The organism is Ruegeria sp. EL01 (assembly GCF_900313035.1).
GTDB lineage: Bacteria > Pseudomonadota > Alphaproteobacteria > Rhodobacterales > Rhodobacteraceae > Ruegeria.
In genome coordinates, this window is record NZ_OMPS01000033.1 from 84,115 (window position 1) to 108,644 (window position 24,530).

Below are 24,530 nucleotides of genomic sequence, written 5' to 3' on the forward strand. Positions count from 1 at the left end.
GAAGCGAAAACACAGTCCAAATTGACCCTTTATGCGTGCTTCGATACTTATCTTTTCGATGGACTATGCTGAGCATCACGGCGAATTTGCGATAGAGCTATCAGACGCGCAGTTGATGCATCTGATCGTAGGCCAAACGCTGTATCTGCGCGATCCCCGAAACACACCGGTCGAAGTCATGTCTTGTGAGCCCGCAACAGCTTCATTCTCCGCCCGCGTTTCTGACTTCGAGGATATCGGAGCGGAATGGGTGTTGCCGCTTTGGGATGTGTCCAAGTTTCGGGTTGCGACGGATGCACCTCAGCTTTCGACCACAGAAACAGCAGTACTAATCCAGCATAGTGAGGTATTCGATCTTGTGACGGAAGTCCCGATCAACCCAGGGGCGCGAGAAGCGACAGAGGTCGAAATTGCTAGGTGCCAAAACGAGATTATCGCTGCTCTTGATCACAGCTTTCCCGATTTGCCTACGAACGCAAGCGCTCTCATTTCCGGGAAAGTAGCCTGTGGCAAATGGAGTAACGCGCTTGAAAGCGTAATGAATCTTAGAGGCTTACAGGACATAGACCGGGTCTTTGCCACACAATATGCAAGCAATCCACATGCCGGAGAATTCATCAAAGGGCATCGCATGGTCTTTGCCGAACTTGGGCTTGTGCCATACCGGGGTCATATAGTTCGTGATCCTAGGACGTTTGAAGAACAGTGGGCGAAACCTCGGCGTCGTAAGCACATTTTGACTCGTCTTGCTTTCATGCGGACGATGCTGTCGCGGCTCGGAATGGCGTCCGTTCCGCTTTACCGAACGATCTACTCTGATACCGAATTGCGTAATCCTGAGAACCGGGGTTTTGTTTCAACAACATTCTGCCGTGACGTGGCAGCATCGCTGTTTGCGTCTGGTCAGAAAATGCGTGTCTCCGCAAGCTACTGGCAACGTGTTGCGAATGAACGGGTTTTCATGTCGTATTTTGAAACGCCAGAACTGAGCCGAAGGTTTCAAGAAGCGGAAGCTGTTCTGATCTTTGATGAGCTAAATCCGATCTTTTAATACAGTGTGACGAAGAGAAGGTGGCCATGTGTGTTTCTTCTCTGTCAAGGAATGGCGCGCCGAACGGTCAGTATCTGAGCCATTCGGGAAATTTCTTAACGCCCTATTCTGCACTCATCCTGAATCGACCCCATGTACGCAAAACTTGCCGGTATTTTGGAATTGTGAGATCGAGCTTATATAGATGACGGGACGCATACCAGAAGCATGGTGAAGCCGGTCTCAAGAACGCCAAATCTATTCCGAAGAACCCTGCCAATCAGACACCTGCCCAGATTGTCGATAAGGTCCTGTATCTTCGGCGCAAATATCACCTGGGGTCTATCCGGATCGTCTGGTATTTAGCGCGTTATCACGACATCAAAATCTCTGACGCCGCGGTCTATCGCATTCTCAGGCGCAACGGCCTCAACCGGCTGCCCAGAGGCACGCGCATGCGGAAGTTGCACACCAAGCGTTATCAAAAGCAGGTTCCTGGTCATCATATCCAAGTAGACGTCAAGTTCCTGACGTTTAAGGGGAAACGCGGCTAATAGGTGCGCCGGTTGTCAACGGCGGCGTAATAACCTGCCAGTGGGGCACGCCACAGCTCAATGGTAAAGTTGAGCGATCCCACCGATCCGATCACAAGAATTCTATCACCTCCTCAGCTATAAAGGCGATGTCGATCTGGAGGCGAAACTGAACGAACGGGAACGGTTCTACAAATTCGCCAGACCGCACGGCACACACAATGGCCAAACCCCTTACGAAGCTCTCAGAGACAAGCTAAAGTAACACCATAAGTGTCCCGCGGGTTTGTCTAGGTTACATCTTCCGAAGAACAGCGCTACCGGTATGATCCACTCCGTGCACCTGAAAATCGTTTTTCGCCAAATCTAGGCCAATCATGCTAATCTTTTCCATAGACGCCTCAATTCAGGTTATTTGCAAACCCACCATGGCACATTGAGGCCAGCAGGGGCGTCTACACCTTCAAAACCAATCGAAGTTCTCCAACGAAGTTACTCTTTTTCAGTGTAATCGCCGGAATAAAACGATGTCAGCTCTTGCGCCAGATCGGAAAAAACTTGCTGTACTTCCTTTAAGGATCTAGTTTCAAGGTCATCGACGCGCTGCAGGAACGGGCTGCTTAACGCGGCGACCACCCGACCCTGAGGATCAAAAACGGGGAAACTCAGGTTGGTGATACCTTTGATCGTATCGGATTTAGCTTTGTAAAAACCATTCTTTCTGATCTCTTGCAACTCGGACTGTAAGACCGGGAAATCCACAGGTGGTTCACCAATCGCAGGTCGGTGCATCTCAACGAGGTCACGGACTTCGACATCGTCTCGAAATGCAGCCAGTACGCGGCCGGTGCCTGTGTTCCATAACCCTATGACCGATCCAGTGCGCAGGGCCAAACCCCAGTTTCCTGGTGCGGTCGCGGTAGAAACGACAACGATATCAGCGTTGCTTTCCAGACCGATATGGCAGGATTGAAACGTCAGTTTCGCCGCCTGCCGCATTCTAGGAACCGCAAAATCCAGCATCCGCCCTATTGGAGCGTGCCGGCGAGATGTCGAAAAGAGTTTGAGGCTCAGAGAATACCGGTCACCATTCTCCGAGCGGGAAACATACCCCAGTCGAACAAGTGTTGTCAGGACCCGGTAGATTTCGCTTTGCGATCGTTCCAACGCACGGGCGACTTCGATTTGGGTCAGAGCACCTTGCTGAGAGGCGAGTAGTTCAAGGATTTCAAGGCCCTTCTCAAGCGCAGGAGCGCTGTATTTCACTGGTTTTTGTGCCAACTATCATGTCCTTGACTGTATTTTCCCACTGTCGTCACGGCCTACACAGAATGTAATTATTTGTATACAAAATGCGATATTTATTTGAAATACTCTATTCACAGACATTTCAAACCATCAGATCGAATGTCAGATATTACTTGCGGCCAGATCAATCCGTATGAAAGACTTCTTCAAGCATCGTCCATTGCTCCCCTTGATTGCCGGTGGCGAGAGGGGTTTGACATGGATCCGTATAGGTCCACCATTCCTGCGTTTTCGGATCCTGGGCCATGGCTGCCATGTCGGCTTCAAAGTCATCCCCATGGTATTCCCAATATCCAAACAGGATATTTTCTGGCTCTCTCAGAAAAATCGTGTAGTTCCGGATATTGCTCATACGTATTTGGTCCAGAACATCCGGCCATGCGTCTGCGTGCAGGCGCTTATAGTCTTCGACTTTCTCTGGTTTGATCCCGATCATCATCCCCATACGCTGCATTTCCTGAATACCCCCTCCGCCAAGACATATCGGGCAGCAGAGGAGGAACCAATACCGCCCAGGTAAGTATCAGCGATAACCTGCTGCCGCCAATGCCTTGACCGCCGTTGCGTTATCTTTGGTCACCAGACCGCTGCCAGCGTCAATATTAGACGGCAAAAGACCATACCGGTTGTTCAGTACAAGCTGAACCACGGGATAAAAGCCCTGCATGTAAGGCTGCTGATCGGTCGTTGCGCTGATGATCCCTTCTTCAATCATTGCCAGAATATTGGTAGAGAGATCAAATCCCGCCACAATCAGATCACGCCCGGTTTCTTTCGAGGCAAGACCCGCGCCTTCAGTATCGGCGTTGCCGGTGGCAATGATCACCGAGATATCCGGGTTTGCGTTCAATTCATCGATGATCAGAGACTTGGCTTCCTGTGCATTGTTGACGAGAATCTTATCAATAACATTCAAGTTCTTGGATGCGAGGATTGCCTTCACCCCAGCGGCACGATCTTCCAGCGCGGACACGCCTGGATCATGCTGCGTAACCAGAACCGTGGCACCTTCCGGAATGTCGTCGATAACATAGCTGGCGATTGATTTGCCCGCGTCAACGAAATACTGCTGCGTGAAGGCCAGATGTGGGCCTTCACCGTTCGTTGCGTCGACATTGAATGCCACCACGGGAACGCCTTTGTCCATCGCATAGGCAATTGCATCATTGTAGGCGTTGTCGTCAATGATATCAACGGCAATACCATCGACACCTTCATCGGCAAACTGACGGATCATCCGGTTCTGTTCTTCGACATCAGCGCCGGTTGAACCGGTGAAAACAGCATCAACATTGAAGATTTCCGCGGCTTCCTCCATTCCGCGGATGACTGGTTTGAAGAATTCGGCCTCAATGAACACGCCGACAAACCTGATCTCGAGTTGATCGTCGGTTATGATGCTGTTTTCCGCAACCGAAGCGACGGGCGCCATGAGTGTAAGTCCAAGCGCAATGCTTGCTGCATATCTGGAAAATCTGGGCATAGTTCCTCCTAAATGTACGTTGGATTTTCTGCTCGCGTCTTGCACAGACGCCTCTCAGGCCGCGTTTCTCACATCGTGGCTAACAAGTTCCAACTCGGTGATCTTCCCCCAGTCCCAGTCAATACCGAGACCGGGTTTATCCGACGGGATAGCATGGCCATCAACCACCTGCATGCCGCTGGCCGTGACACCATCAAGTTGCGGGATGTATTCCAGCCACGTGGCGTTGGGGACGGCACAAACTAGAGGCAAATGCAGTTCCATCAGGAAGTGAGGGCAAACCGCGATGTTGAATGCCTCGGCCATATGTGCGGTTTTCAACCAGGGTGTGATCCCCCCGATCCGGGCCACATCGACCTGAATGATCGACGCCGCGCCCTGCTGCATGTAATCCTTGAACTGGCTGATCGAATACATGCTTTCGCCAACCGCGATCGGCACATACGAATGACGGGCAAGTTCCACATGAGCCGATACATCGTCTGCCTTGATCGGTTCCTCAAACCAGGCAATATCAAGATCCACCATCATTCGTGCACAGCGAATTGCCTCGGACAGGTTATAACTCTGGTTGCCGTCGGTCATGATTTCATAGCTATCACCGACCGCTTCACGCACAGCACCCAGACGGGCGGCATCTTGGGAAATGGTTTCTGACCCGATCTTGACCTTTGAGCCTTTGAACCCCTTCTCTTTGGCTTCAAGCGCATTGTCGATCAGCTCCTGGGTCGAGTAATGCAACCACCCGCCTTCGGTGGTATAAAGCCGCATCGAGTCGCGCACGCCACCTGCGGCTTTCCACAAGGACAATCCGCGACGACGGCAGTTCAAGTCCCATAGCGCTGTGTCAATCGCAGCCAGTGCCAGCGACGTGATTGCCCCAACCGCCGTTGCATGGGTTTGATAAAGAAGGTCGCGCCAGATCAGCTCGTGCCGGTCGGGATCTCTACCAATCAGTGCAGGGGCCAAAGTTTGCTCCAACAGTGCAATAACCGAAGGTCCGCCCGTGCCAATGGTATAGCTGTAACCGACGCCTTTGGCCCCATCGCTGTCATGAACAACAACGATCGGCGTTTCCTGGCTGACAAAGGATTGGATTGCATCGACCCGTTTTACCTTGGGCACCAGATCAATCATTTTGACTTCAACGCGCGTGATTTTAGCCATATCAAATGCTCCGAACGACTTTGGTGGACTGGGCGTCAAAGACGTGGGCTTTTCCCAACGCCAGACGGAATGTCATGGTTTCACCCGGCTTCACGGGTCGAGGATTGAGCATTTTCCCCTGAACTTCGGTGCCAGCCAGAGTTGCAAACAGCAGGGTTTCAGTGCCCAGTGGCTCTGACAACTCAACGATCAGGTTCAGTTCAGCGGTTTCACCCTCTTCCGCCACACCGTGGCCCACCGGGCTGAGGTTGTCGGCCCGGAATCCCAGTTTCACCTGCTGGCCGCGCCGGACATCGGACCGCGCGGAAACCGGGACAGTCAGTTCCTGATCATCGGCCAGCCTGACAGTACCAGCATCCGTCACCACACCATCCAGCAGGTTCATTGGCGGAGATCCGATAAAGGTCGCGACAAATGTGTCCTCCGGTTGGTTGAAAAGCTCAAGCGGCGTGCCAACCTGAACGATATGACCATCGCGCATCAATACGATCCGGTCGGCCAGCGTCATCGCCTCGACCTGATCGTGGGTCACGTAGATAATCGTGTTGCCAACCTTCTGATGCAGTTTCTTGATCTCGACCCGCATCTGCGTGCGTAGTTTCGCATCAAGGTTCGACAACGGCTCGTCAAACAGGAACACATCCGGGTGCCGTACAATCGCGCGCCCCATAGCAACCCGTTGACGTTGGCCCCCTGACAATGCACCCGGTTTGCGGTCCATCAGGTCTTCCAACCCCAGAATTGCTGCGGCTTCGGCTACCGCAGCGCCAATTTCAGCCAGCGGGCGTTTTGCGATTTTGAGTGAAAAGCCAAGATTCTCGGCGACACTCATATGCGGATAGAGAGCGTAGTTCTGAAAGACCATTGAAATATTGCGCTCCCGCGGAGGCAGATCATTTACGACTCGATTGCCAATAGTGATCTGGCCGTCGGAAATCTCCTCAAGCCCGGCAATCATTCGCAATGTTGTCGACTTGCCGCAACCGGACGGTCCGACCAGCACAACAAATTCGCCATCCAAGATTTCCAGGTTGATGCCGTGCACCGCTTGTTGTGCACCATATCGTTTGATCACATTTGTGAGCGTCACTTCTGTCATTTTCTTATCCTTTGACGCCGCCGAATGTCAGGCCTGCGATCAGGTGTTTCTGAACGATGAAGGTCAGGATCAGAGCTGGTAGGATCATGAGAACCGCCAAAGCACACATCCCGCCCCAGTTGATTGTGAATTCTGCGGTAAAGTCCAGAAGCCCGACTGGCATTGTTTTTGAGTTGACCGATCGCGTCAGTTGCGATGCCAGCGCAAATTCGTTCCACGATGTTAGGAATGCAAAGATTGCAGCCGATGCAACACCTGAACGTGCGACCGGGAATTCCACTCTCCAGAACGCCTGCCAGCGGGTGCATCCATCGATCTCTGCCGCTTCATGCAGTTCCTTCGGGATTTGCCGGAAGAACCCATCTGTCAGCCAGATTGTGAAGGGAACATTCATTGCGACATAGACAAGGATTAGACCGAAATGGGTATCGATGATCCCGACCCGCGCAAATACGATGAATAGCGGCAGTGACAGGGCAACACCCGGAACTGCCCGAAACAGCATGAGCCCAACGAAATATCCCGATTTGCCTTGAAACTGGTATCGCGCAAATGCATAGCCACCCGACATCCCGAACAGGATTGCGATTAGTGTCGACGTTCCCGATATGACAACCGAGTTCCAAAGATATGAGAAAACTGGAACCCCGCCCTCCCCCACGCCGCCAAACATGGCCCGGTAGTGATCCAGTGTGAACGTTGGATTCCAGACCGGTGGCTTGGCCATAATTTCGACCGTTGGTCGAAATGAATTCAGGATTATCCACATTCCCGGAATACAGATGACAGCCATGGTCAGGAACAAGGCCGTCAGGTGTGCGGCACGTAACATCCGGCGGCGATAGCGGTGCGTTCTATTGCGGTCCAAGATGTCAGCCCTCCATACCCAACCCGGCACGCGCGGCGCTGAGTTTGCGGAAGAAGTAGATGGTGAAGGCAATGGACAACAGGATTGAGACATAGCCCATCGCATTGGCAAGCCCCATTCTGGCATCGACATATCCGGTGCGGCTCATCAGTGTCCAAAGCAGTTCTGTCCGGCGCGCGGGTCCGCCTCCCGTCATGATCTGCACGATGTCGTAGGCGCGGGCAACGTCCAGCGAACGGATTGTCATCGCGATGAAAACAAACGGCATCAGGAAGGGCAGCGTAATGTGGCGGAAGCTCTGCCAGGACGTGCACCCATCAACCTTGGCGGCCTCTAACGGATCGCGCGGCATGGCAAACAGTCCTGCCAGGATCAGGATGGCGAAGACAGATGTACTCATCCATATCTCAGCAAAGAGAATGGAAAACAACGCCAACTTGCCATCAACCAACCATGGCAAGGCCGCATTCGAAATGCCAGTCGACTGCAGAATGTTGTTCACCAACCCCACATTGTCATTGAAAATAAATTTGAACTGAAAGCCGACGAGGATTGGCGAAAACATCATCGGGAACATCAGGACGGTGCGCAAAGTGCGCTGCCCCCAAGTGACTTTGTTGACCATCAGGGCAATACCGAGTCCCAGCAGCAACTCTAGGTTCAGCGCGATTGTCAGGAACAGCACGGTCCGCCCGAACGCAGCCCAGAACTTGGCATCGGTGAGTATGCGTTCATAGTTCCGAACGCCAATCCAGTTCCACAGAGAGGATGGGCGTGTGAGCTTGTAAGGCGTGAAGCTCGAATAAAGAGAGAACAGTAGAGGAATCAGAATTACAGCGGCGATTACGATTATCGCAGGCAGCAACAACAGAAACCACTCGGGAAGGCGGCGGCGCATCAAAGTCCTCGATTCAAAGGTAATATCGAGCTCCGGGCAGGGTTATCCGCCCAGAACCTCTAGCAAAACTCAGTAGTAACCCGAGTCCTGCATCAACTCGTCAACCGCAGCGGCTGCATCATCAAGCGCTTCCTGAGCGGTTTTATCGCCGACGATAGCTGCCTGCAGTTCCGGAAAGACAATGTTAGTCGTCTCGACCCATTCCGGAATGGCCGGAACCGCGAATGCGTGTTTTGCACCTTCGGCAAACGCAGCCAATGCTTCCGCGCGGTACGGATCATCTCCGCTTTGCGCAGCTTCCAAATTGGCACTCCAGACCGCCGTGCGGGACGGCAGCGAACCGCCTGAGGATTCAGCCAGCTGACTCTCCTCGCTGGTCAGGAACATGACAAGTGAAGTTGCCGCCTCCTTGTCTTCACAGTCGTTGGTGACTGAGAAACCATGTAAGCCTGCCCACCCGGTCCGTCTAACTGAACCCATCGGCTGCACAGCAACACCAACATTGCCCGATGCCTTTGACGCATCCGGGTCGTTGAAGAACCCGGCCCAGCCTGGCCAATCCAGGTTCAGAGCGATTGTGCCCGAGGCAAAGCCCTGCCCCAGATCGTCCCAGACATAAGAGGTCGTCCCGGCCGGAACAGCCTTTGCGCTGTAGAGATCCACAAACCACTGCAACGCGCGAACACCCTCTTCCGAGTTGAATGCCGGGTGAAAATCATCCGTCAGATACTGACCGCCTTCGGCCACCAGCATCTCGTAGAAACGGCCAACAACTCCCTCATCTTTGCCTGCGTATTGCGTGCCATAGAAATTTGGCGGGTCAGCAAAGAAAATCGCCTGATCCTTGACCTGCTCCCAGGTTTCCGGGACAGCCAGATCATAGCCATACTCAGCCTTGAACGCGGCGGCCTTTTCGGCGTCTTCATAGTTCGACTTCAGATAATACAGAACCGAGACGTCAAACTGCGCGCGCGGCAGCATCAGCAATTCGCCATTCACCGTCGAGGCTTCGATATTGCCCGGCACAAACTCGGCCACAACTTCTGACGGAACGAGCGTGTTCAGATCCGCATAGAGACCTTCATATTGCGGCGCAAAGGAAATGTGGTTTGAACCAACGCACCACGAGGTCGTCCCTGCGGCCATGTCGGATTTGATTTCACGGTCAATCTCAAAGTGGCTTTTCTTCGAAAGAACATTGACCTTGGCACCGGTGGCCGCTTCCCAATCGGCAAGGCGACCATAAAGGCCCTCGTACTGCTGACCGCCGATCAGTTTGACGTCAATGGTGACACCGGGAAAGCTGCCATAGTCCTGCGAAGCGGCTGATCCTGCCAGGGCCACAAGTGCAGTGTATGATGCCAGACAACCAATAATAGTAGTTTTCACTTTACTCTTCTCCCTATGGATATGGCGACGGGTTTGTCTTTGATTTTAGTTTTTCAATCCCATATAAAACAAACTTTTATATACAAATCAACACTTGATTTCGACCCCTCTACAGGCCATTGTTCGGCGAGATTGGTTAGCTTGTGCTCAGCCCAGCGGTAGAAATCTGCTTTATGGGAACATACTGCAGCCGTCGCGAACGCGGATCATTAACAGGGACTGCATAAGATGGATCGCCTCGACCTGCCGGAAAAGGAATTTCTGAACGGAAAACTGCGCCTGCCGGTTCTCGGATTTGGTGGTGCGCCGCTAGGCGGCTTGCTCAGGGCAAACGAAAATGCTGCTGCAATCGAAATGATAGACGCAACAAAGGCGAGTGGATATCATTACTATGACACGGCACCGTTTTACGGGTTTGGACGCTCGGAACGTCTCGTCGGAGACTGCCTGCGCGGGCGCGACTATGTCCTGTCCACCAAAGTGGGGCGTCTGTTGAAACCCGGCCACCCGGAAAATCCTTCCGCCTTAGGCTGGCCGGACCCGCTGCCATTCACGCCCGTATTTGACTATAGCTATGACGCCATCATGCGCTCATATGAAGACAGCCTGCAGCGTCTTGGACTTGATCGCATTGATATGCTTTTTGTTCACGACATTGGCGAAATGACTCATGGGGCCGCGGCCAACGCCGCGCATGTGGCCGCGTTGCGAGAGGATGGGTATCGCGCGCTGGAACAGTTGCGTAGCAGCGGGGCGGTTAAGGCCATTGGTCTGGGCGTCAACGAAATCGCCATGTGCCGTGAGGCCCTGACCTTCGGCGAGTGGGATGTTTTTCTGCTGGCTGGGCGATACACTCTGTTAGAGCAATTCGCACTGGATGACCTGCTGCCGGAATGTGAAGAACGCAACACGTCGATCATCATAGGCGGCCCATACAATTCCGGCGCTCTGGTCGGTGGTGATACCTGGAACTACGTTGCTATCCCCAAGGAAGTGGCCGACAAAGTAAAACGGCTGCTTGACTGTGCAAAGGCACATGACGTGCCACTGCCTGCCGCCGCCCTCCAGTTTCCTCTGGCGCATCGTGCGGTTGTGTCCGTGATTCCGGGTCTGCGTGATATGGATGAACTGAGGCAGACCATGATCTGGGTGTCCACCGATATTCAGCCGCAGTTTTGGCAGGATTTGATCCAAGCCGGGCTGATCCACGCGGACGCACCTATTCCCAAAGGCAACCCCTACAGAAAGGACTGAGTTCATGCGTATTGATGCGCATCAGCATTTCTGGTCCATCGCACGCGGCGATTATGGCTGGCTGACACCCGAGCTTGCACCGCTCTACCGTGATTATCTGCCGGATGATCTGTCACCCCTGCTGCAACGAGCCGGAATCGACGGCACGATTCTGGTGCAGGCGGCCCCGACGGTTGCCGAAACCGAATACATGTTGTCGCTAGCGAACGAGACGCCTTTTATCAAAGGTGTTGTCGGCTGGGTCGATTTCGAAGCACCTGACGCGCCGTCTCAGATTGCTGTGATGGCAGAAAATCCTGCGCTAGTTGGTCTTCGTCCCATGATTCAGGACATCGCTGATCCCGACTGGATGCTCGGCCCGACGCTGACCCCGGCATTTGAGGCCGTTCAGGCCAACGACCTGACTTTCGACGCACTGACTCTGCCCCACCATCTTGGGTCCCTGCGCCAGCTGCTGGTGCGGCATCCGCAGATGCGCGTGGTGATCGACCACGGTTCAAAACCGTTGATCCGCGATGGCGTGATGCAAGGCTGGGCCGAGGACATCGCTGCGCTGGCCCGGGAATCCACCGCCTATTGCAAATTGTCAGGGCTGGTGACTGAGGCCAATCCAGATTGGCAGGCTGACGATCTGCGCTCCTATGTACAACATCTTCTGGATACATTTGGTCCATCTCGTCTGATCTGGGGCAGTGACTGGCCCGTCTGTACACTTGCCAGCACGTATGAACGTTGGCTGGACACAACCAATACGCTGCTGAGCGCATTGACACAACCCGAACGCGACGCGGTCCTCGGGGGGAATGCGGCAGGGGCCTATTATCTCAGGGATTGATATGACTCCTCCAAATCTGGATTCCGCAGGGTTGTGGCTTGGGCGCGTTGAGCGTCCGGGAATTGGCCCCTGCGTTGTTACGCTGCGCGATGGGCAGCTTGTCGACATCACGTCGAAAGCAGGACCAACCACACGCGATGTTCTGGAGCGCGACGATACCTCAGAATACGTGCGCATGGTGCCGGGCGATGATCTGGGTCCGTTGGACGCCGATCACCAATGGCTTGCGCCCTGCGATCTGCAACCGGTGAAAGCCGCTGGCGTGACTTTTGCGGGCTCAATGGTTGAGCGTGTGATCGAAGAGCAAGCCGCAGGTGATCCGGTCAAGGCCGAAGCCATTCGCGCCCGCATCGGAACCCGAATCGGCAACAGGTTGACGAATATCGTTCCCGGCTCTGAGGCGGCAGCCGAGGTTAAGCAGGCTTTGATCGAGGAAGGGCTGTGGAGTCAGTATCTTGAAGTCGGGATTGGCCCGGACGCCGAAATCTTTTCCAAGGCACAGGTATTATCTTCGGTAGGCTTTGGGGCCAGTGTTGGTCTGCATCCGATCTCAACATGGAACAACCCTGAACCCGAAGTGGTGCTGGCCATAACTTCGCAAGGTAAAATCAAGGGAGCTGCAATGGGCAATGACGTGAACTTGCGCGATGTTGAAGGGCGCTCGGCCCTGCTGCTGAGCAAAGCCAAGGACAATAACGCCTCGTGTGCAGTCGGGCCGATGATCCGTGTGTTCGATGACAGTTTCACACTGGACGACATCCGCAGGGCCGAGTTGTTACTGACAGTAACCGGTAGGGATGGGTTTGTGCTGAACGGCCATTCATCTATGTCCATGATCAGTCGTGATCCGGAAGAGTTGGTGAACCAGACAATCGGGCGGCATCACCAGTACCCTGATGGGTTCATGCTGTTTCTGGGTACGCTTTTTGCCCCTACGCAGGACCGCGACACACCGGGTCGGGGATTCACCCACAAACCGGGCGATATAGTCACCATAGCCAGTGATCAACTTGGAACATTGACCAACACCGTTCGTCTGTCCACTGAATGTCCGGAATGGACATTCAGTGCCAGCCATCTGATGCGAAACCTGGCCCAACGGGGCCTGTTGTAGGAAAGACCCGAATATGTTGACCGGAAAACACCTGATCGCCGGCGAATGGGTTGGCTCGGACGCCGCCTTTGCCTCGGAACCTGCTCATGGACTCAGCCGCGATTTTTCCGTTGGGACGCCTGCGTTGGTGGGTTCCGCCGTAGCCTCGGCAGAAGAGGCGTTTGCCACATTCGGATGGTCATCACGGGCTGAACGCGCCACGCTGTTGCGCGCCATCGCGGATGAGATCGACGCGCGGGGCGACGCAATCACAGTGATCGGAACCCTGGAAACCGGACTGCCCGAGGCGCGCCTGCAGGGCGAGCGCGGACGCACGGTGGGTCAGTTGCGCCTGTTTGCGGATCATATCGAACAAGGGGATTATCTTGATTTGCGCCATGATCCGGCCTTGCCCGATCGCGCACCCCTGCCCCGACCCGATTTGCGTATGATCCAGCGTCCTCTGGGACCGGTGGCCGTTTTTGGCGCCTCGAATTTTCCGCTCGCGTTCTCGGTGGCTGGTGGCGATACGGCCGCCGCGCTCGCAGCGGGTTGTCCGGTTGTGGTCAAAGGCCATACGGCGCATCCCGGCACTGGCGAGATCGTGGCACAGGCCATCCATGCGGCGATCCGGGCAACGGGTGTGCATCCCGGCGTGTTCTCGCTGGTTCAGGGGGGCAAGCGCGATGTGGGCACGCGTCTGGTGCAGCATCCGCTGATCCGGGCGGTTGGTTTCACCGGCAGCCTTGCGGGCGGTCGCGCCCTGTTCGATCTGTGCGCGCAACGCGATGAGCCTATCCCGTTCTTTGGTGAGCTTGGTTCGGTCAATCCGATGTTTGTTCTGCCGCAGGCAGCGGCAGCACGCGGGGCCGGGATCGGCACCGGCTGGTCCGGATCGCTGACCATGGGCGCGGGCCAGTTCTGCACCAATCCCGGTATTGCCGTCATCATTGACGGTCCGGACGCGGACGCTTTCCAGTCTGCCGCCGAGGACGGATTGTCCGCAGTTGCCGATCAGACCATGCTGACAGACGGCATCGCCCAGGCCTATCGCGATGGCGTTTCCCGTGTCGCGAAGGGCACTGGCGTGACGCAGATCATGGGCACCAGTTGCGCAACGCGGGACGCGGCGCCTTATCTGTTCACGGTTTCTGGCGATGACTGGCTCGCGGATCACATGCTTCAGGAAGAGGTCTTTGGCCCGCTTGGCATCATCGTGCGCGTCCGCGACGTTGCGCAAATGCAGCAGATCGCGCGGGCCATCGAAGGGCAACTGACCTGCACACTGCATCTGGATGACGGTGACACCGCAGACGCACGGGCCCTGCTGCCACTGCTTGAACGCAAAGCGGGCCGGTTGCTGGCCAACAGCTTCCCAACCGGTGTCGAGGTCTGCGACAGCATGGTACATGGCGGGCCCTATCCGGCCTCAACCAATTTCGGGGCCACATCGGTTGGCACCCTCTCGATCCGCCGCTTTCTGCGGCCAGTTTGCTATCAGGATATCCCAACCGGCCTGTTGCCGGAAGAAATGTGAAGAGAGACATGACACAGATTACCCCATCAAACCGTTTGTCCGGAAAAACCGCCCTGATCACCGCTGCCGGTCAGGGCATCGGGCGCGCCACCGCCGAGCTGTATGCCGCTGAAGGCGCGCAGGTCTATGCCAGCGACATCAACGAGACCGCACTGGCTGAACTGGCGGCGATCGAACGCATTACGCCGGTGAAACTGGATGTCACGGATGCGGACGCGGTCAGCACCGCAGTGGGTGATCTGCCGCCACTGGATATCCTGTTCAACTGCGCCGGATATGTCGCCGCAGGATCGATCCTTGAATGCGCGGAAAGGGACTGGGATTTCAGCTTTGATCTGAACGTCAAGGCCATGTACCGGCTGATCAGGCTGATATTGCCCGCGATGCTGGAAAGTGGTGGCGGATCGATTATCAACATGTCCTCGGTCGCCTCATCGATGAAAGGCGTACCGAACCGCTTCGCCTATTGCGCGTCAAAGGCAGCTGTCATCGGGTTGACCAAGTCGGTTGCCGCCGATTTCATCACCCAGGGCATCCGCTGCAACGCGATCTGCCCCGGCACAGTCGACAGCCCCAGCCTGCATGACCGCCTGCGCGCCACCGGCGACTATGAACAGGCGATGAGCGATTTCATCGCCCGTCAACCGATGGGTCGCATCGGAACAGCCGACGAGATCGCCGAGTTTGCGCTTTATCTGGGCAGTGACGCCAGCAAGTACACATCCGGACAGCCATTTGCCATTGATGGCGGCTGGACGATCTGAATTGGAAGGGACGACATCATGAAATTGTTACGCTATGGGTCCGCCGGGGCGGAAAAACCGGGGATTCTCGACTCTGACGGGACCCTCCGGGACCTGTCCGGGATCGTCGACGACATTTCAGGCAGCACGCTGAGCGATGAAAGCCTTGCAAAGCTGCGGGCGATTGATCCGTTCAGCCTGCCGCAAGTCCAGGGCGACCCACGCCTCGGGCCCTGCGTCGGACAGGTGGGCAAGTTCATCTGCATCGGCCTGAACTATGCCGACCATGCCGCCGAAAGCGGTATGGAATTGCCCGCCGAACCGGTGGTCTTTTTCAAGGCGACATCGGCCATTATGGGCCCCAATGACACCGTCGAGATTCCGCGCGGTTCGGTCAAGACCGATTGGGAAGTTGAGCTTGGGATCGTGATCGGCAAAGAGACCAAATATGTCTCGGAGGGGGATGCCCCGGATCACATCGCAGGCTATTGCGTGGTCAACGACCTAAGTGAACGCGACTTTCAGCTGCATCGTTCGGGCCAGTGGGTGAAAGGCAAATCAGCGGACACATTCGGCCCGATCGGCCCCTGGCTGGTCACCCGTGACGAGATCGGCAACCCCCAGGATCTGAGCATGTATCTTGAGGTCAACGGTCACCGGTATCAGGATGGTTCGACCACAACGATGCACTTCAACGTTCCGAAGATCGTCTCGCATCTGTCGCAATTCATGTCGCTGCAACCCGGCGACGTGATCTCGACCGGTACGCCTCCGGGTGTGGGCATGGGGCAGACCCCGCCCACCTACCTGGAGCCCGGCGACAAGATCGAGCTTGGGATCGAAGGGTTGGGTGTACAACGGCAGGACGTTGAGGCCAGCAAATGACTCGTATCACAGGCATTCGAACTCACGACCTACGCTTTCCGACCTCGCGTGGTCTGGACGGGTCGGATGCGATGAACCCTGACCCGGATTATTCTGCCGCCTATGTGGTGCTGGAAACCGACGGCCCGCATGAGGGCCATGGCCTGACCTTTACCATCGGACGCGGGAACGAAATCTGCGTGGCCTCGATAGAGGCGCTTGGCGTATTGGTCATCGGGTTAGAACTGAACTGGATCACCGAAGATATGGGTCGGTTCTGGCATCATATCACGGGTGACAGCCAGTTGCGCTGGATCGGGCCTGACAAAGGTGCCATTCACCTGGCCACCGGCGCGATGGTTAACGCCGTGTGGGATCTGTGGGCGAAATCGGCGGATAAACCTGTCTGGCGGCTGGTGGGCGACATGAGCCCCGAAGAGATCGTGCGCCTGATTGATTTTCGCTATCTCATGGACGCGATTACCCCGGACGAGGCGCTGGACATGCTGCGTGCCGCTGAGCCGGGCAAACAGCAGCGGATAAACAAGCTGAAGACCGAGGGGTATCCCTGCTACACGACTTCCGTAGGGTGGTTGGGTTATTCCGATGACAAGCTGCGCCGGTTGTGTCAGGAAGCCAAGGACGCAGGCTTTACCCACACCAAGTTCAAAGTGGGTCGCGATCTGAAAGACGACATCCGCCGCCTGACAATCGCCCGCGAAGTTCTGGGTGAGGACATGAACATCATGATCGACGCCAATCAGGTGTGGGAGATCGATCAGGCCATTGATTGGGTCAAGGCGCTATCCTTCGCACGTCCCTATTTCATCGAAGAACCCACAAGTCCTGATGACGTGTTCGGCCACAAAACCATCCGCGCAGGCGTCGCTCCGATCAAGGTTGCCACGGGTGAGATGTGCCAGAACCGCATCATCTTCAAACAGTTCATCAAAGAGGGCGCGATCGATATCGTTCAGATCGACAGCTGCCGCCTGGGTGGTTTGAACGAAGTGCTGGCCGTAATGCTGTTGGCGGCGAAATACGATTTGCCTGTCTGGCCTCATGCCGGTGGTGTGGGTCTGTGCGAATACGTTCAGCATATGTCGATGATCGATTACATCGCTATCTCCGGTGAAAAAGACAGCAAGCGGATCGAGTTTGTGGACCACCTGCATGAGCATTTTATCGATCCCTGCATCGTCGAAAACGGTGCCTACATGGTCCCGGAAAAGCCTGGGTTTTCCGTAGAAATGAAACCCGAAAGCATCAAAGATTTTCGCTTCCAATCCAAAATGGCAGCGAAATAACCCTAGTCGTCTGATCACAAAAATATCAACTGTCAGGCGGCTAGTCACCCAACTTGGAGAAGAGAACCGATGCATAATTTCAATACATTCACGTTCGGCACCACCTGTATTTTTGTGCTTAGCGCGACGGCTGGTCTGGCGCAAGAAACTCTGCGTTTTGGCCATGTTTACGAAGCCTCGACCCCGTATCACGCCGCTGCGCTCAAGGCTGCAGAACTGCTGGAAGAAAAGACCGAGGGTCGCTACACGATGGAGGTCTTCCCGGCGTCGCAACTTGGCAAAGAGGCCGCGCTGAACGAGGCGCTGTCCTTGGGTACCATTGATGCCATCTACACCGGCGTTGCGTTCCTGGGTCAGTCCTATGGTCCGATCAGCATTTCGGACTATCCGTTCACCATGCGGTCATATGATCACTGGAAGGCCTATGTGAACTCGAACCTATTCGACGAGATGGCCGTAGAATACAAAAACATCTCGGGCAATACCATTGCGGCGATGACCTACTATGGCGCGCGCCACGTGACTTCGAACAAGCCGATCCTGTCGCCGACCGATATGGAAGGGCTAAAAATCCGGACACCTAACGCACCAGCTTATCAGATGTTCCCGCAAGCCACCGGTGCGAACCCGACTCCGATGGCCTTTGCCGAAGTGTATCTGGCGCTTCAACAAGGCGTTGTAGACGCACAGGAAAACCCGCTGCCGACTATTCAGTTCAAGAAATTTTACGAAGTTCAGTCAAACATCAACCTGACCGGGCACATCACCAACTCGTTGGCGGTTGTAGTGTCGCCGGTAACGTTGGACAAAATGGGAGACGATGGTCAGGCGCTACTGGATGTGCTGGCCGAGGCAGCATCTGCCACGTCGGATGAAATAGTGCAATCCGAGGCTGAGCTGGCCAACTGGTTTCGTGAACAAGGCGTGACCGTCAACGACGTCGACCGCGCACCCTTTATGGCAGCTGTTGCGCCATTGCTGACTGGTGAAACTGTTCCATGGGATGCTGCAACGTTCGAGCGTCTGCAAGCCATCCAAGAGTAACCCGCAGATTCGGACCCGGGTTTTTCCTGGGCCCGACCCAATCCCTAAAAGGTATGCCCGGATGCCCCAGAATAAGCCGCCACTCGAAATCGATTTCGATGCCCTTAAAGCGGAAGATGACGTGTATTTTCGTACCTATCGGATCACCGTAGCGGACTACGGTCTGCTGGCCCTGTTCAGCCTGTTGTTCGGTGTTGTGTTTCTGCAGTTTTTTACACGTTATGTCCTGAACGATTCCGTTGCCTGGACAGAAGAGGCTGCGCGGTATCTGTTAATCCTGCTGGGTTTTGCCGGCACGATCCGGTGTCAGGCCGTTGGCAGCCATATCGCGCTGGAATTTGTCGACAAATACTACGGACGTAATTTGCGTTGGGTGCACATTTTTGCCTTGGCAGCGACCTTTGTTCTGTTTGCAGTGATCATCTGGTCTGCATGGGGGCTGATCCGGCGCACCTCATTTCAACAAATGGTCTCGCTGCCGTTTCCGAAGTACTACCTGCACACAGCTGTTATGATCCTGACGATCGGCAATCTAAGTGTTGTGACCTATCAGATCATTGCGCGGCTGAAACAATTGACGCGCGGAGAAAACAAATGGATCTGAGCATACTCTTCGTGTCGTTGTTCGGCCTGATGCTGCTACGCGTGCCGATCGCCTTTGCACTGGCTTTATCGTCTTTCGCGTATATTCTTTATGCAGGGCTACCGCCAGTGCTGTTAATGCACAACATGGTCAACGGCATGGACAGCTTTCCGCTGCTGGCCATCCCCTTCTTCATCCTCGCCGGAGCGTTGATGAACTCTGCCGGGATCACCGCGCGTATCTTCGGGTTTGCCCGGGCCATCGTCGGCTGGATGCATGGAGGGTTGGGCCATGTGAACGTCGGCGCCAGCATAATCTTTGCCGGTATGTCAGGTGCCGCTGTAGCAGATGCGGGTGGTTTAGGAGCGATAGAAATAAAGGCCATGCGCGAAGCGGGATATGATGACGACTTTAGCGTGGGCGTTACGGCAGCCTCATCTACAATCGGACCTATTATCCCGCCTTCGTTGCCGTTGGTGATATTTGGCGTCATGGCATCGGTGTCCATCGGCAAATTGTTTGTTGCTGGAATTGTACCAGGTCTTTTGATGGCGTTTTCGTTGTCTATTATGATATGGTGGATGTCGCGCACGCGGGATTACCCCCGGGACGTCAGGTTCAACCCATCGGTCATCGGTACCCGATTCAAAGCCGCCTTCCTGCCATTGATGACACCAGTCATAATCGTCGGAGGCATCGTCTCGGGCGCATTTACCCCGACCGAGGCCGCAATCGGTGCCGCCACCTACGCTGTGTTTTTGGGCATCGTGGTCTATCGTACACTGACTGTTCGAAAACTTGCAGTCATTTCGCTGGAAACCATTGAGACTACGGCTGCGATCATGATGATCGTGGGCGCGGCATCGGTCTTTGCATGGATTTTGACCGCCAACCAAGTTGCCGCACATTTCACCGAATTCGTTCTGTCCGTTACCGACAGCAAGGCGGTTGTGCTTTTGCTCATCATGGCTGTTGTTTTGGTCGTCGGGCTCTTTATGGAGACAATTGCAGCAATTTCGATCCTCGTCCCGGTTCTGATGCCGGTCGCCGCGCGATTTGGCATCGACCCCGTTCACTTGGGTATCATCGTCATCCTTAACCTGATGCTGGGCCTGCTCACACCGCCCGTTGGAATGGTGCTGTTCGTATTGTCGCGTGTCTCAAAAGTTCCATTCGAGCAATGTGTACGCGCCACATTACCGTTTCTAGTTCCGCTTTTGGGGGTGTTGCTGCTGCTGACCTTCGTTCCGTCATTGGTCCTATGGCTACCGAACTTGCTTTACGGTTCCTGATAACCCGGCCGTCCATGAAGAGAAAATAAACGATTGCTATCGGCAGAACCGATTCGCACGCCACTGAATTGGGTTCCGTCACAAATTTCTTTGAGAGCAACATAGATGGAGTTGGAGAGGTGATTATCCCGCCAATTGGGCAACGGAGCCCGGGCGTGAACTGACCTACGAGGCGCAGATCGCACATGCGAAGCACGATCTGACGCATGTGAACGCGACGATTGAGTTGGTCGCCGCACCGGAACGGCAGCGTGCCTGGTACATTGTGAGCCATGGGTTTTTAAGAAGGGTGAGATCGCGGATATCTGCGTCCGCCATCTCGGGGTCGATGCTGAGCTGACCACGAGAGAACTTGCCGAGCGCGTAATGGCGGAGCGCAACCTGGACATCTCAGATACTGCGCTTAGAGCGCTTCCAGTTTTTGTTGAATTTCATGGGGTTCGCAGCGTGCTTGTTTTCTGATTCATCCTGTTCAGGAGGATCTGTTCATGCCCAACCCGCTTTCCGCCGATATCCGCGCTCGTTTTGAATGCCTGTTCGCCGAAGGCCTTTCGGGCCGGGAGATTGGCGGTCGCCTTTTGATCTCGGCGGCGTCGGCCTCTCGGTTGTCACAAAAACTCAGGCAGGGGTTACGTTTGACGTCAGCCAAGAACCCTCGCAATACTGGCCATGGATGGTTGGCCACGTACCATGACTTTCTGATCGCATTGGTACATCGGGGCCCGGACATCACGCTCAGGGAATTGCAGGGGGCGTTGACCGACGCGCAGGGCGTTACAGCATCCGTTTCCGGTATCGATCAGGCGCTCAAGCGGCTGGGGTACACGTACAAAAAAAGAGCCTCATTGCGGATGAACGCAAGCGCGCAAGGGTAAGGCGCGCCCGCGCCGATTGGTTCACTCATCGTGTGCCTGCGATCAGCGCAATGCCTGAACGCGTTGTCTTCCTTGATGAAATATCCGTCAAAACCAACCTCACACGGATACGCGGTCGCTCTTTGCAGGGCACATGGCTCACCGCATCTGCGCCATTTGGCTCCTGGGGAACCCAAACGCTGATCGCGGGCCTGACCCGAGACGCACTGATCGCTCCGTGGGTGATCAAAGGCGCAATGGTCGGTCCTGCCTTCGTTGCCTATATCCGCCACGTCTTGATCCCCGAGATCGAACCCGGCACGGTCGTGATCCTCGACAATCTGGCGACCCACAAAAACAAGGAGGCAGAGGCCGCATTGCGCGCTCACGGGTGCTGGTTCCTGTTCCTGCCACCCTACAGCCCCGACCTGAACCCGATTGAAATGGCGTTCTCGAAACTCAAAGCCCATCTGCGAAGGATCGGTGCTCGATCCTTCACTGGGTTGTTCAAAGCACTCCGTGAAATCTGCGACCTCTACACGCCCCAGGAATGTTGGAACTACTTTTGCCAGGCCGGATACGCTTCTACGTAAACTGGAAACGCTTTAGAGAATGTTCGTGTTTTTGAGCTAGTCGATGTCGAAATACCGCCTGTCCAATCTCTGAGATCGAGCGTTGCTGTATAACGATTCAGGTTTTCGGGCGGACGCTTTAGTTGCCGCTCGAAAACACTTATCCCACCTGTGGAGCGATCCTATTCGTTCGGAATTCATCGGTCTCATCACCCGTTCAGTTTAGGTTGCGGTTGACGAAGCGAGCCTCAGAAGGGCGAGATCATCAACATCTTCCGGTGCGACCTCTGCGACGATCTGTCCCTTTTGCATACAAATGATGCGATCGCAGATTTGAATAAGCTCGCCGAATTCAGAAGAAACAATACAAATCGTCATGCCTTCGCTTGCCAGTTGCACAACAATGTCATGGATCAGACCTTTGGCTTTGACGTCAACGCCTCTGGTAAAGTCGTTCAAAAGAAGAATTCTTGGGTTCTGCTCAAGGCAGCGACCCAACAGGACCCTTTGCTGATTTCCCCCTGACAGGAAATTCAGCTCTGTGTCCAGAGCTGTCGTGCGCACCTGAACTTCCTCAATGCGGGCCAACGAAGTTTGGGTGATTTTACGATCATTCAATAGTTTCAGCGGCGCAAGGCGCTGCACGAAGGCGGCGGCAATATTGTACTTGGAAGTACGGTCCAGCCATAGTCCACCATGTTTACGTTCGGGGGGCATGAACACAAGACCGTCAGCAATTGCTTCAGCAACATGTTTGAATGATTTTGGGATTTCATCCAAAAACAGATCGCCCGCCTTTGTGGGAATTACTCCGCCCATAACCTCAAGCAAGGCAGATGTACCGGACCCTTCCAAGCCGGCAAAGCCGACAATCTGACCTTCCTTGATAGAAAGACTGACATCATTTAAAATATCGGTTTCGATATTCTTCAGCTCCAGGACGGTATTCGTATCAACCTTTGCCCCGGTTCGGCGTCGGATCGTTGGTTCGACGTCGCCGACCATAGCATGTGTTATTCCCTCGATATCAATTGAGGAAGTTTCCCAGTTGCCTTCCAATTTGCCGTCGCGAAGGATGGTTACGCTGTCGGTAAGCTCTTTCACTTCGTCCAGACGATGCGAAACGAAAACAATCGCGGTTCCTTGCGAAGCCAGTACCTTTAGCGCCTTAAACAGGCCGTCGCATTCGACAGCAGACAAGGCCGACGTTGGCTCGTCCAGAATCAGCAGATCGCCGCCGGCACATAAGGCCCGAGCAATCTCAACAAACTGGCGATCTGACAGGCTCAGATCTTCAAGCCGCTGATCGACATCAACAGTCGATCCCAAACGGTCAAGTATCTGGCGCGCCATTTTTCTGCGGCTGGTGGCCGACAGGAAAACAAACGGTTTGGCTGAAATATTTGCCGCCACGATATTTTCGGCAACGCTGCGGTCTGGAAATAACATCAGTTCCTGATTAACGACAGCTATACCCGCGCTGCGCGCAGCACCAATTGAGCCAGTCTGAACAGGTTTTCCTGATACGAAAATTTCTCCGTTGTCGGGCACCAGAGCGCCCGACAAGATTTTTATTAGCGTAGACTTCCCAGCCCCATTGGCGCCCAAAAGCGCCCGGATTTCACCAGGCTCAATTTCAAGAGATATATCGCTCAACACCTGATGATTGTTGAAGGCCTTTGAAATACCTTCAATTTTTAGGCAAGAGGTCTGGGAAACTCTGTTCATTACTGGAATCGCGATTCTCGGATCAGGAACTGATCAACATTGTCCTTGTTCACGATTTCGCTCGCCAGGAAATAATTGCCCCCAGGAAGGTCCAGAGCAGGTGCACCCAATGCGACGCGTTGATAGGCGTACATGATCGGCATAAATCCCTGTAGATAGGGTTGCTGACCAATGGTCGCATCGATGTAACCTTCTTTGATCAGTTCAAGTGTCTGATACAGCATGTCGTGGCCGACAATGGGGATATCGAGGCCATTGTTTTTACGCACTAGACCAGCCGCCGCCGTGTCCGGCCCGCAAAGCGGTGCAAGACCTGCTACATCGGGATTAGCTTTGATAATGTCCTCGATAGTGGCAATTTCAGCAGCCATGTCGGCAGGATTGGTGTTATAGATACCGACCACACCCATACCGGAATTGGCTGCACCCAACGAGGCACCCTCAACACGCAAATCAAGTGCGCCTACCCCTGGTGCACAGTTGGTCAACGCAATATCACCGCTTCCACCAGTCAGTTCCCCGAGCATCTCGCCCTGATCGACCGCTGCGGCCTTCAGGTCTTGCCCAAAGAACAACTCGCGATCCGAACTCGGCGAATCCGTATTGGTCGTCAGCACCAGAACACCTGCTTCGCGTGCTTTACGGATTGGTGCGATCCAGGCTTCGGCTTCCAGCGGGATCACGACAATCGCTTGATAACCGGTGCGCACCATTTGCTCAAAACCGGCAATCTGGTTGACGGTGTTGCCATCGGAAACACCGGTCCAGAGAACTTCGATCCCTAGCTGTTCGCCCGCATCTTCGGCACCGACTTTTACCGGCGCATAGAAAGGATTAGCGGTGTTAAAGCAAGACACACCAAACTTGAGAGTGGTGCCAAGATAGCCTTCTGCCCATGTGCTTGATGCAGTGCCGCGGTCCTGTGCAAGGGCTGGGGCCCCCACGATCGTCGCGGCCCCAGCAATGCCTAGAGCCTTGCCCAGATCTCGCCGTGTGATTTTCTTATCGATTTTATGTGCCATGTATGTTTCCTCCTTTATTGGCAATTG

Annotated in this window: 22 protein-coding genes and 2 pseudogenes; 14 read left to right on the top strand and 10 right to left on the bottom strand. The window is 54.8% G+C overall.

Annotated elements, in window-relative coordinates; all coding sequences use genetic code 11:
- The first annotated feature begins 31 nt into the window (after positions 1–31).
- From D9K61_RS12915 to D9K61_RS27860, 3 genes and pseudogenes are all read left to right on the top strand, one after another.
- Positions 32–1,051, top strand: a complete 1,020-nt coding sequence (locus tag D9K61_RS12915) for a hypothetical protein (RefSeq protein ID WP_216825800.1) — start codon at positions 32–34, stop codon at positions 1,049–1,051.
- 235 nt (positions 1,052–1,286) lie between these two features.
- Positions 1,287–1,572: pseudogene (locus D9K61_RS27855) on the top strand (IS481 family transposase); the annotation flags it as partial.
- Between the two features lie 56 nt (positions 1,573–1,628).
- A pseudogene (locus tag D9K61_RS27860) lies at positions 1,629–1,828 on the top strand (integrase core domain-containing protein); the annotation flags it as partial.
- A gap of 227 nt (positions 1,829–2,055) precedes the next feature.
- On the opposite strand, the gene D9K61_RS12925 reads toward D9K61_RS27860, so the two are convergent.
- From D9K61_RS12925 to D9K61_RS12960, 8 genes are all read right to left on the bottom strand, one after another.
- Positions 2,056–2,844, bottom strand: coding sequence for an IclR family transcriptional regulator (locus tag D9K61_RS12925; protein WP_120633638.1), 789 nt, complete (start codon positions 2,842–2,844; stop codon positions 2,056–2,058).
- 151 nt (positions 2,845–2,995) lie between these two features.
- Positions 2,996–3,316 carry an L-rhamnose mutarotase gene (locus tag D9K61_RS12930; RefSeq protein ID WP_254055767.1) on the bottom strand — a complete coding sequence of 107 codons (321 nt, stop codon included), beginning with the start codon at positions 3,314–3,316 and terminating at the stop codon, positions 2,996–2,998.
- A gap of 78 nt (positions 3,317–3,394) precedes the next feature.
- Positions 3,395–4,354 (bottom strand): substrate-binding domain-containing protein, encoded by a 960-nt coding sequence (locus D9K61_RS12935; protein ID WP_120633640.1) that lies wholly within the window; start codon positions 4,352–4,354, stop codon positions 3,395–3,397.
- 54 nt (positions 4,355–4,408) lie between these two features.
- On the bottom strand, positions 4,409–5,521 hold the full coding sequence (locus tag D9K61_RS12940) for a mandelate racemase/muconate lactonizing enzyme family protein (RefSeq protein ID WP_120633641.1): 1,113 nt from the start codon (positions 5,519–5,521) through the stop codon (positions 4,409–4,411).
- A gap of 1 nt (position 5,522) precedes the next feature.
- Complete coding sequence (locus D9K61_RS12945) at positions 5,523–6,620, bottom strand: ABC transporter ATP-binding protein (protein WP_120633642.1); 1,098 nt, start codon at positions 6,618–6,620, stop codon at positions 5,523–5,525.
- 4 nt (positions 6,621–6,624) lie between these two features.
- On the bottom strand, positions 6,625–7,452 hold the full coding sequence (locus D9K61_RS12950; RefSeq protein WP_174235099.1) for a carbohydrate ABC transporter permease: 828 nt from the start codon (positions 7,450–7,452) through the stop codon (positions 6,625–6,627).
- Between the two features lie 40 nt (positions 7,453–7,492).
- A complete protein-coding gene (locus tag D9K61_RS12955) occupies positions 7,493–8,386 on the bottom strand; it encodes a carbohydrate ABC transporter permease (RefSeq protein WP_120633644.1) in 894 nt (297 codons plus the stop codon).
- A 69-nt stretch (positions 8,387–8,455) separates the two neighbouring features.
- Positions 8,456–9,775 carry an ABC transporter substrate-binding protein gene (locus tag D9K61_RS12960; RefSeq protein ID WP_120633645.1) on the bottom strand — a complete coding sequence of 440 codons (1,320 nt, stop codon included), beginning with the start codon at positions 9,773–9,775 and terminating at the stop codon, positions 8,456–8,458.
- Between the two features lie 228 nt (positions 9,776–10,003).
- Here D9K61_RS12960 and D9K61_RS12965 point away from each other — a divergent pair, with 228 nt between their 5' ends.
- From D9K61_RS12965 to D9K61_RS13020, 11 genes are all read left to right on the top strand, one after another.
- Entirely contained in the window at positions 10,004–11,029 is a 1,026-nt protein-coding gene (locus tag D9K61_RS12965; protein ID WP_120633646.1) for an aldo/keto reductase, read from the top strand.
- Between the two features lie 4 nt (positions 11,030–11,033).
- On the top strand, positions 11,034–11,864 hold the full coding sequence (locus tag D9K61_RS12970; RefSeq protein WP_120633647.1) for an amidohydrolase: 831 nt from the start codon (positions 11,034–11,036) through the stop codon (positions 11,862–11,864).
- A 1-nt stretch (position 11,865) separates the two neighbouring features.
- Positions 11,866–12,978 (top strand): fumarylacetoacetate hydrolase family protein, encoded by a 1,113-nt coding sequence (locus tag D9K61_RS12975; RefSeq protein ID WP_120633648.1) that lies wholly within the window; start codon positions 11,866–11,868, stop codon positions 12,976–12,978.
- 13 nt (positions 12,979–12,991) lie between these two features.
- Entirely contained in the window at positions 12,992–14,494 is a 1,503-nt protein-coding gene (locus D9K61_RS12980; RefSeq protein ID WP_120633649.1) for an aldehyde dehydrogenase (NADP(+)), read from the top strand.
- 8 nt (positions 14,495–14,502) lie between these two features.
- Positions 14,503–15,258 carry an SDR family oxidoreductase gene (locus D9K61_RS12985; protein ID WP_120633650.1) on the top strand — a complete coding sequence of 252 codons (756 nt, stop codon included), beginning with the start codon at positions 14,503–14,505 and terminating at the stop codon, positions 15,256–15,258.
- Positions 15,259–15,276: 18 nt separating this feature from the next.
- On the top strand, positions 15,277–16,122 hold the full coding sequence (locus tag D9K61_RS12990; RefSeq protein WP_120633651.1) for a fumarylacetoacetate hydrolase family protein: 846 nt from the start codon (positions 15,277–15,279) through the stop codon (positions 16,120–16,122).
- Positions 16,119–17,408 (top strand): L-fuconate dehydratase, encoded by a 1,290-nt coding sequence (locus tag D9K61_RS12995; protein ID WP_120633652.1) that lies wholly within the window; start codon positions 16,119–16,121, stop codon positions 17,406–17,408. The genes D9K61_RS12990 and D9K61_RS12995 overlap by 4 nt, the downstream gene beginning before the upstream one ends.
- Before the next feature lie 69 nt (positions 17,409–17,477).
- The gene (locus D9K61_RS13000) at positions 17,478–18,452 is read left to right on the top strand and encodes a sialic acid TRAP transporter substrate-binding protein SiaP (protein WP_120633653.1); all 975 of its coding nucleotides are present in this window, start codon (positions 17,478–17,480) and stop codon (positions 18,450–18,452) included.
- A 61-nt stretch (positions 18,453–18,513) separates the two neighbouring features.
- Positions 18,514–19,056: a TRAP transporter small permease gene (locus tag D9K61_RS13005; protein ID WP_162946867.1), complete on the top strand. Its 543-nt coding sequence runs from the start codon at positions 18,514–18,516 to the stop codon at positions 19,054–19,056.
- On the top strand, positions 19,047–20,327 hold the full coding sequence (locus tag D9K61_RS13010; protein WP_120633655.1) for a TRAP transporter large permease: 1,281 nt from the start codon (positions 19,047–19,049) through the stop codon (positions 20,325–20,327). Before D9K61_RS13005 ends, D9K61_RS13010 begins: the two co-directional genes overlap by 10 nt.
- Before the next feature lie 488 nt (positions 20,328–20,815).
- Positions 20,816–21,774 (top strand): IS630 family transposase gene (locus D9K61_RS13020; RefSeq protein ID WP_216825801.1). Its coding sequence is split into 2 segments (ribosomal slippage): positions 20,816–21,157 and positions 21,160–21,774, totalling 957 coding nucleotides; the frame shifts between segments, so codons are not numbered across the junction.
- A 201-nt stretch (positions 21,775–21,975) separates the two neighbouring features.
- On the opposite strand, the gene D9K61_RS13025 is transcribed toward D9K61_RS13020, so the two are convergent.
- Both D9K61_RS13025 and D9K61_RS13030 read right to left on the bottom strand, forming a co-directional pair.
- Positions 21,976–23,481, bottom strand: a complete 1,506-nt coding sequence (locus tag D9K61_RS13025; RefSeq protein WP_120633656.1) for a sugar ABC transporter ATP-binding protein — start codon at positions 23,479–23,481, stop codon at positions 21,976–21,978.
- A complete protein-coding gene (locus D9K61_RS13030; RefSeq protein ID WP_120633657.1) occupies positions 23,481–24,503 on the bottom strand; it encodes a substrate-binding domain-containing protein in 1,023 nt (340 codons plus the stop codon). Before D9K61_RS13030 ends, D9K61_RS13025 begins: the two co-directional genes overlap by 1 nt.
- Between the last annotated feature and the right edge of the window lie 27 nt (positions 24,504–24,530).

Excerpts from the sequence above, each read along its gene's own strand:
- D9K61_RS12915 (WP_216825800.1), top strand. The coding sequence starts at position 32 with ATGCGTGCTTCGATACTTATCTTTTCGATGGACTATGCTGAGCATCAC.
- D9K61_RS12930 (WP_254055767.1), bottom strand. The coding sequence starts at position 3,316 with ATGGGGATGATGATCGGGATCAAACCAGAGAAAGTCGAAGACTATAAG.
- D9K61_RS12935 (WP_120633640.1), bottom strand. The coding sequence starts at position 4,354 with ATGCCCAGATTTTCCAGATATGCAGCAAGCATTGCGCTTGGACTTACA.
- D9K61_RS12940 (WP_120633641.1), bottom strand. The coding sequence starts at position 5,521 with ATGGCTAAAATCACGCGCGTTGAAGTCAAAATGATTGATCTGGTGCCC.
- D9K61_RS12945 (WP_120633642.1), bottom strand. The coding sequence starts at position 6,620 with ATGACAGAAGTGACGCTCACAAATGTGATCAAACGATATGGTGCACAA.
- D9K61_RS12950 (WP_174235099.1), bottom strand. The coding sequence starts at position 7,452 with ATGTTACGTGCCGCACACCTGACGGCCTTGTTCCTGACCATGGCTGTC.
- D9K61_RS12955 (WP_120633644.1), bottom strand. The coding sequence starts at position 8,386 with ATGCGCCGCCGCCTTCCCGAGTGGTTTCTGTTGTTGCTGCCTGCGATA.
- D9K61_RS12965 (WP_120633646.1), top strand. The coding sequence starts at position 10,004 with ATGGATCGCCTCGACCTGCCGGAAAAGGAATTTCTGAACGGAAAACTG.
- D9K61_RS12970 (WP_120633647.1), top strand. The coding sequence starts at position 11,034 with ATGCGTATTGATGCGCATCAGCATTTCTGGTCCATCGCACGCGGCGAT.
- D9K61_RS12975 (WP_120633648.1), top strand. The coding sequence starts at position 11,866 with ATGACTCCTCCAAATCTGGATTCCGCAGGGTTGTGGCTTGGGCGCGTT.
- D9K61_RS12980 (WP_120633649.1), top strand. The coding sequence starts at position 12,992 with ATGTTGACCGGAAAACACCTGATCGCCGGCGAATGGGTTGGCTCGGAC.
- D9K61_RS12985 (WP_120633650.1), top strand. The coding sequence starts at position 14,503 with ATGACACAGATTACCCCATCAAACCGTTTGTCCGGAAAAACCGCCCTG.
- D9K61_RS12990 (WP_120633651.1), top strand. The coding sequence starts at position 15,277 with ATGAAATTGTTACGCTATGGGTCCGCCGGGGCGGAAAAACCGGGGATT.
- D9K61_RS12995 (WP_120633652.1), top strand. The coding sequence starts at position 16,119 with ATGACTCGTATCACAGGCATTCGAACTCACGACCTACGCTTTCCGACC.
- D9K61_RS13000 (WP_120633653.1), top strand. The coding sequence starts at position 17,478 with ATGCATAATTTCAATACATTCACGTTCGGCACCACCTGTATTTTTGTG.
- D9K61_RS13005 (WP_162946867.1), top strand. The coding sequence starts at position 18,514 with ATGCCCCAGAATAAGCCGCCACTCGAAATCGATTTCGATGCCCTTAAA.
- D9K61_RS13010 (WP_120633655.1), top strand. The coding sequence starts at position 19,047 with ATGGATCTGAGCATACTCTTCGTGTCGTTGTTCGGCCTGATGCTGCTA.
- D9K61_RS13025 (WP_120633656.1), bottom strand. The coding sequence starts at position 23,481 with ATGAACAGAGTTTCCCAGACCTCTTGCCTAAAAATTGAAGGTATTTCA.
- D9K61_RS13030 (WP_120633657.1), bottom strand. The coding sequence starts at position 24,503 with ATGGCACATAAAATCGATAAGAAAATCACACGGCGAGATCTGGGCAAG.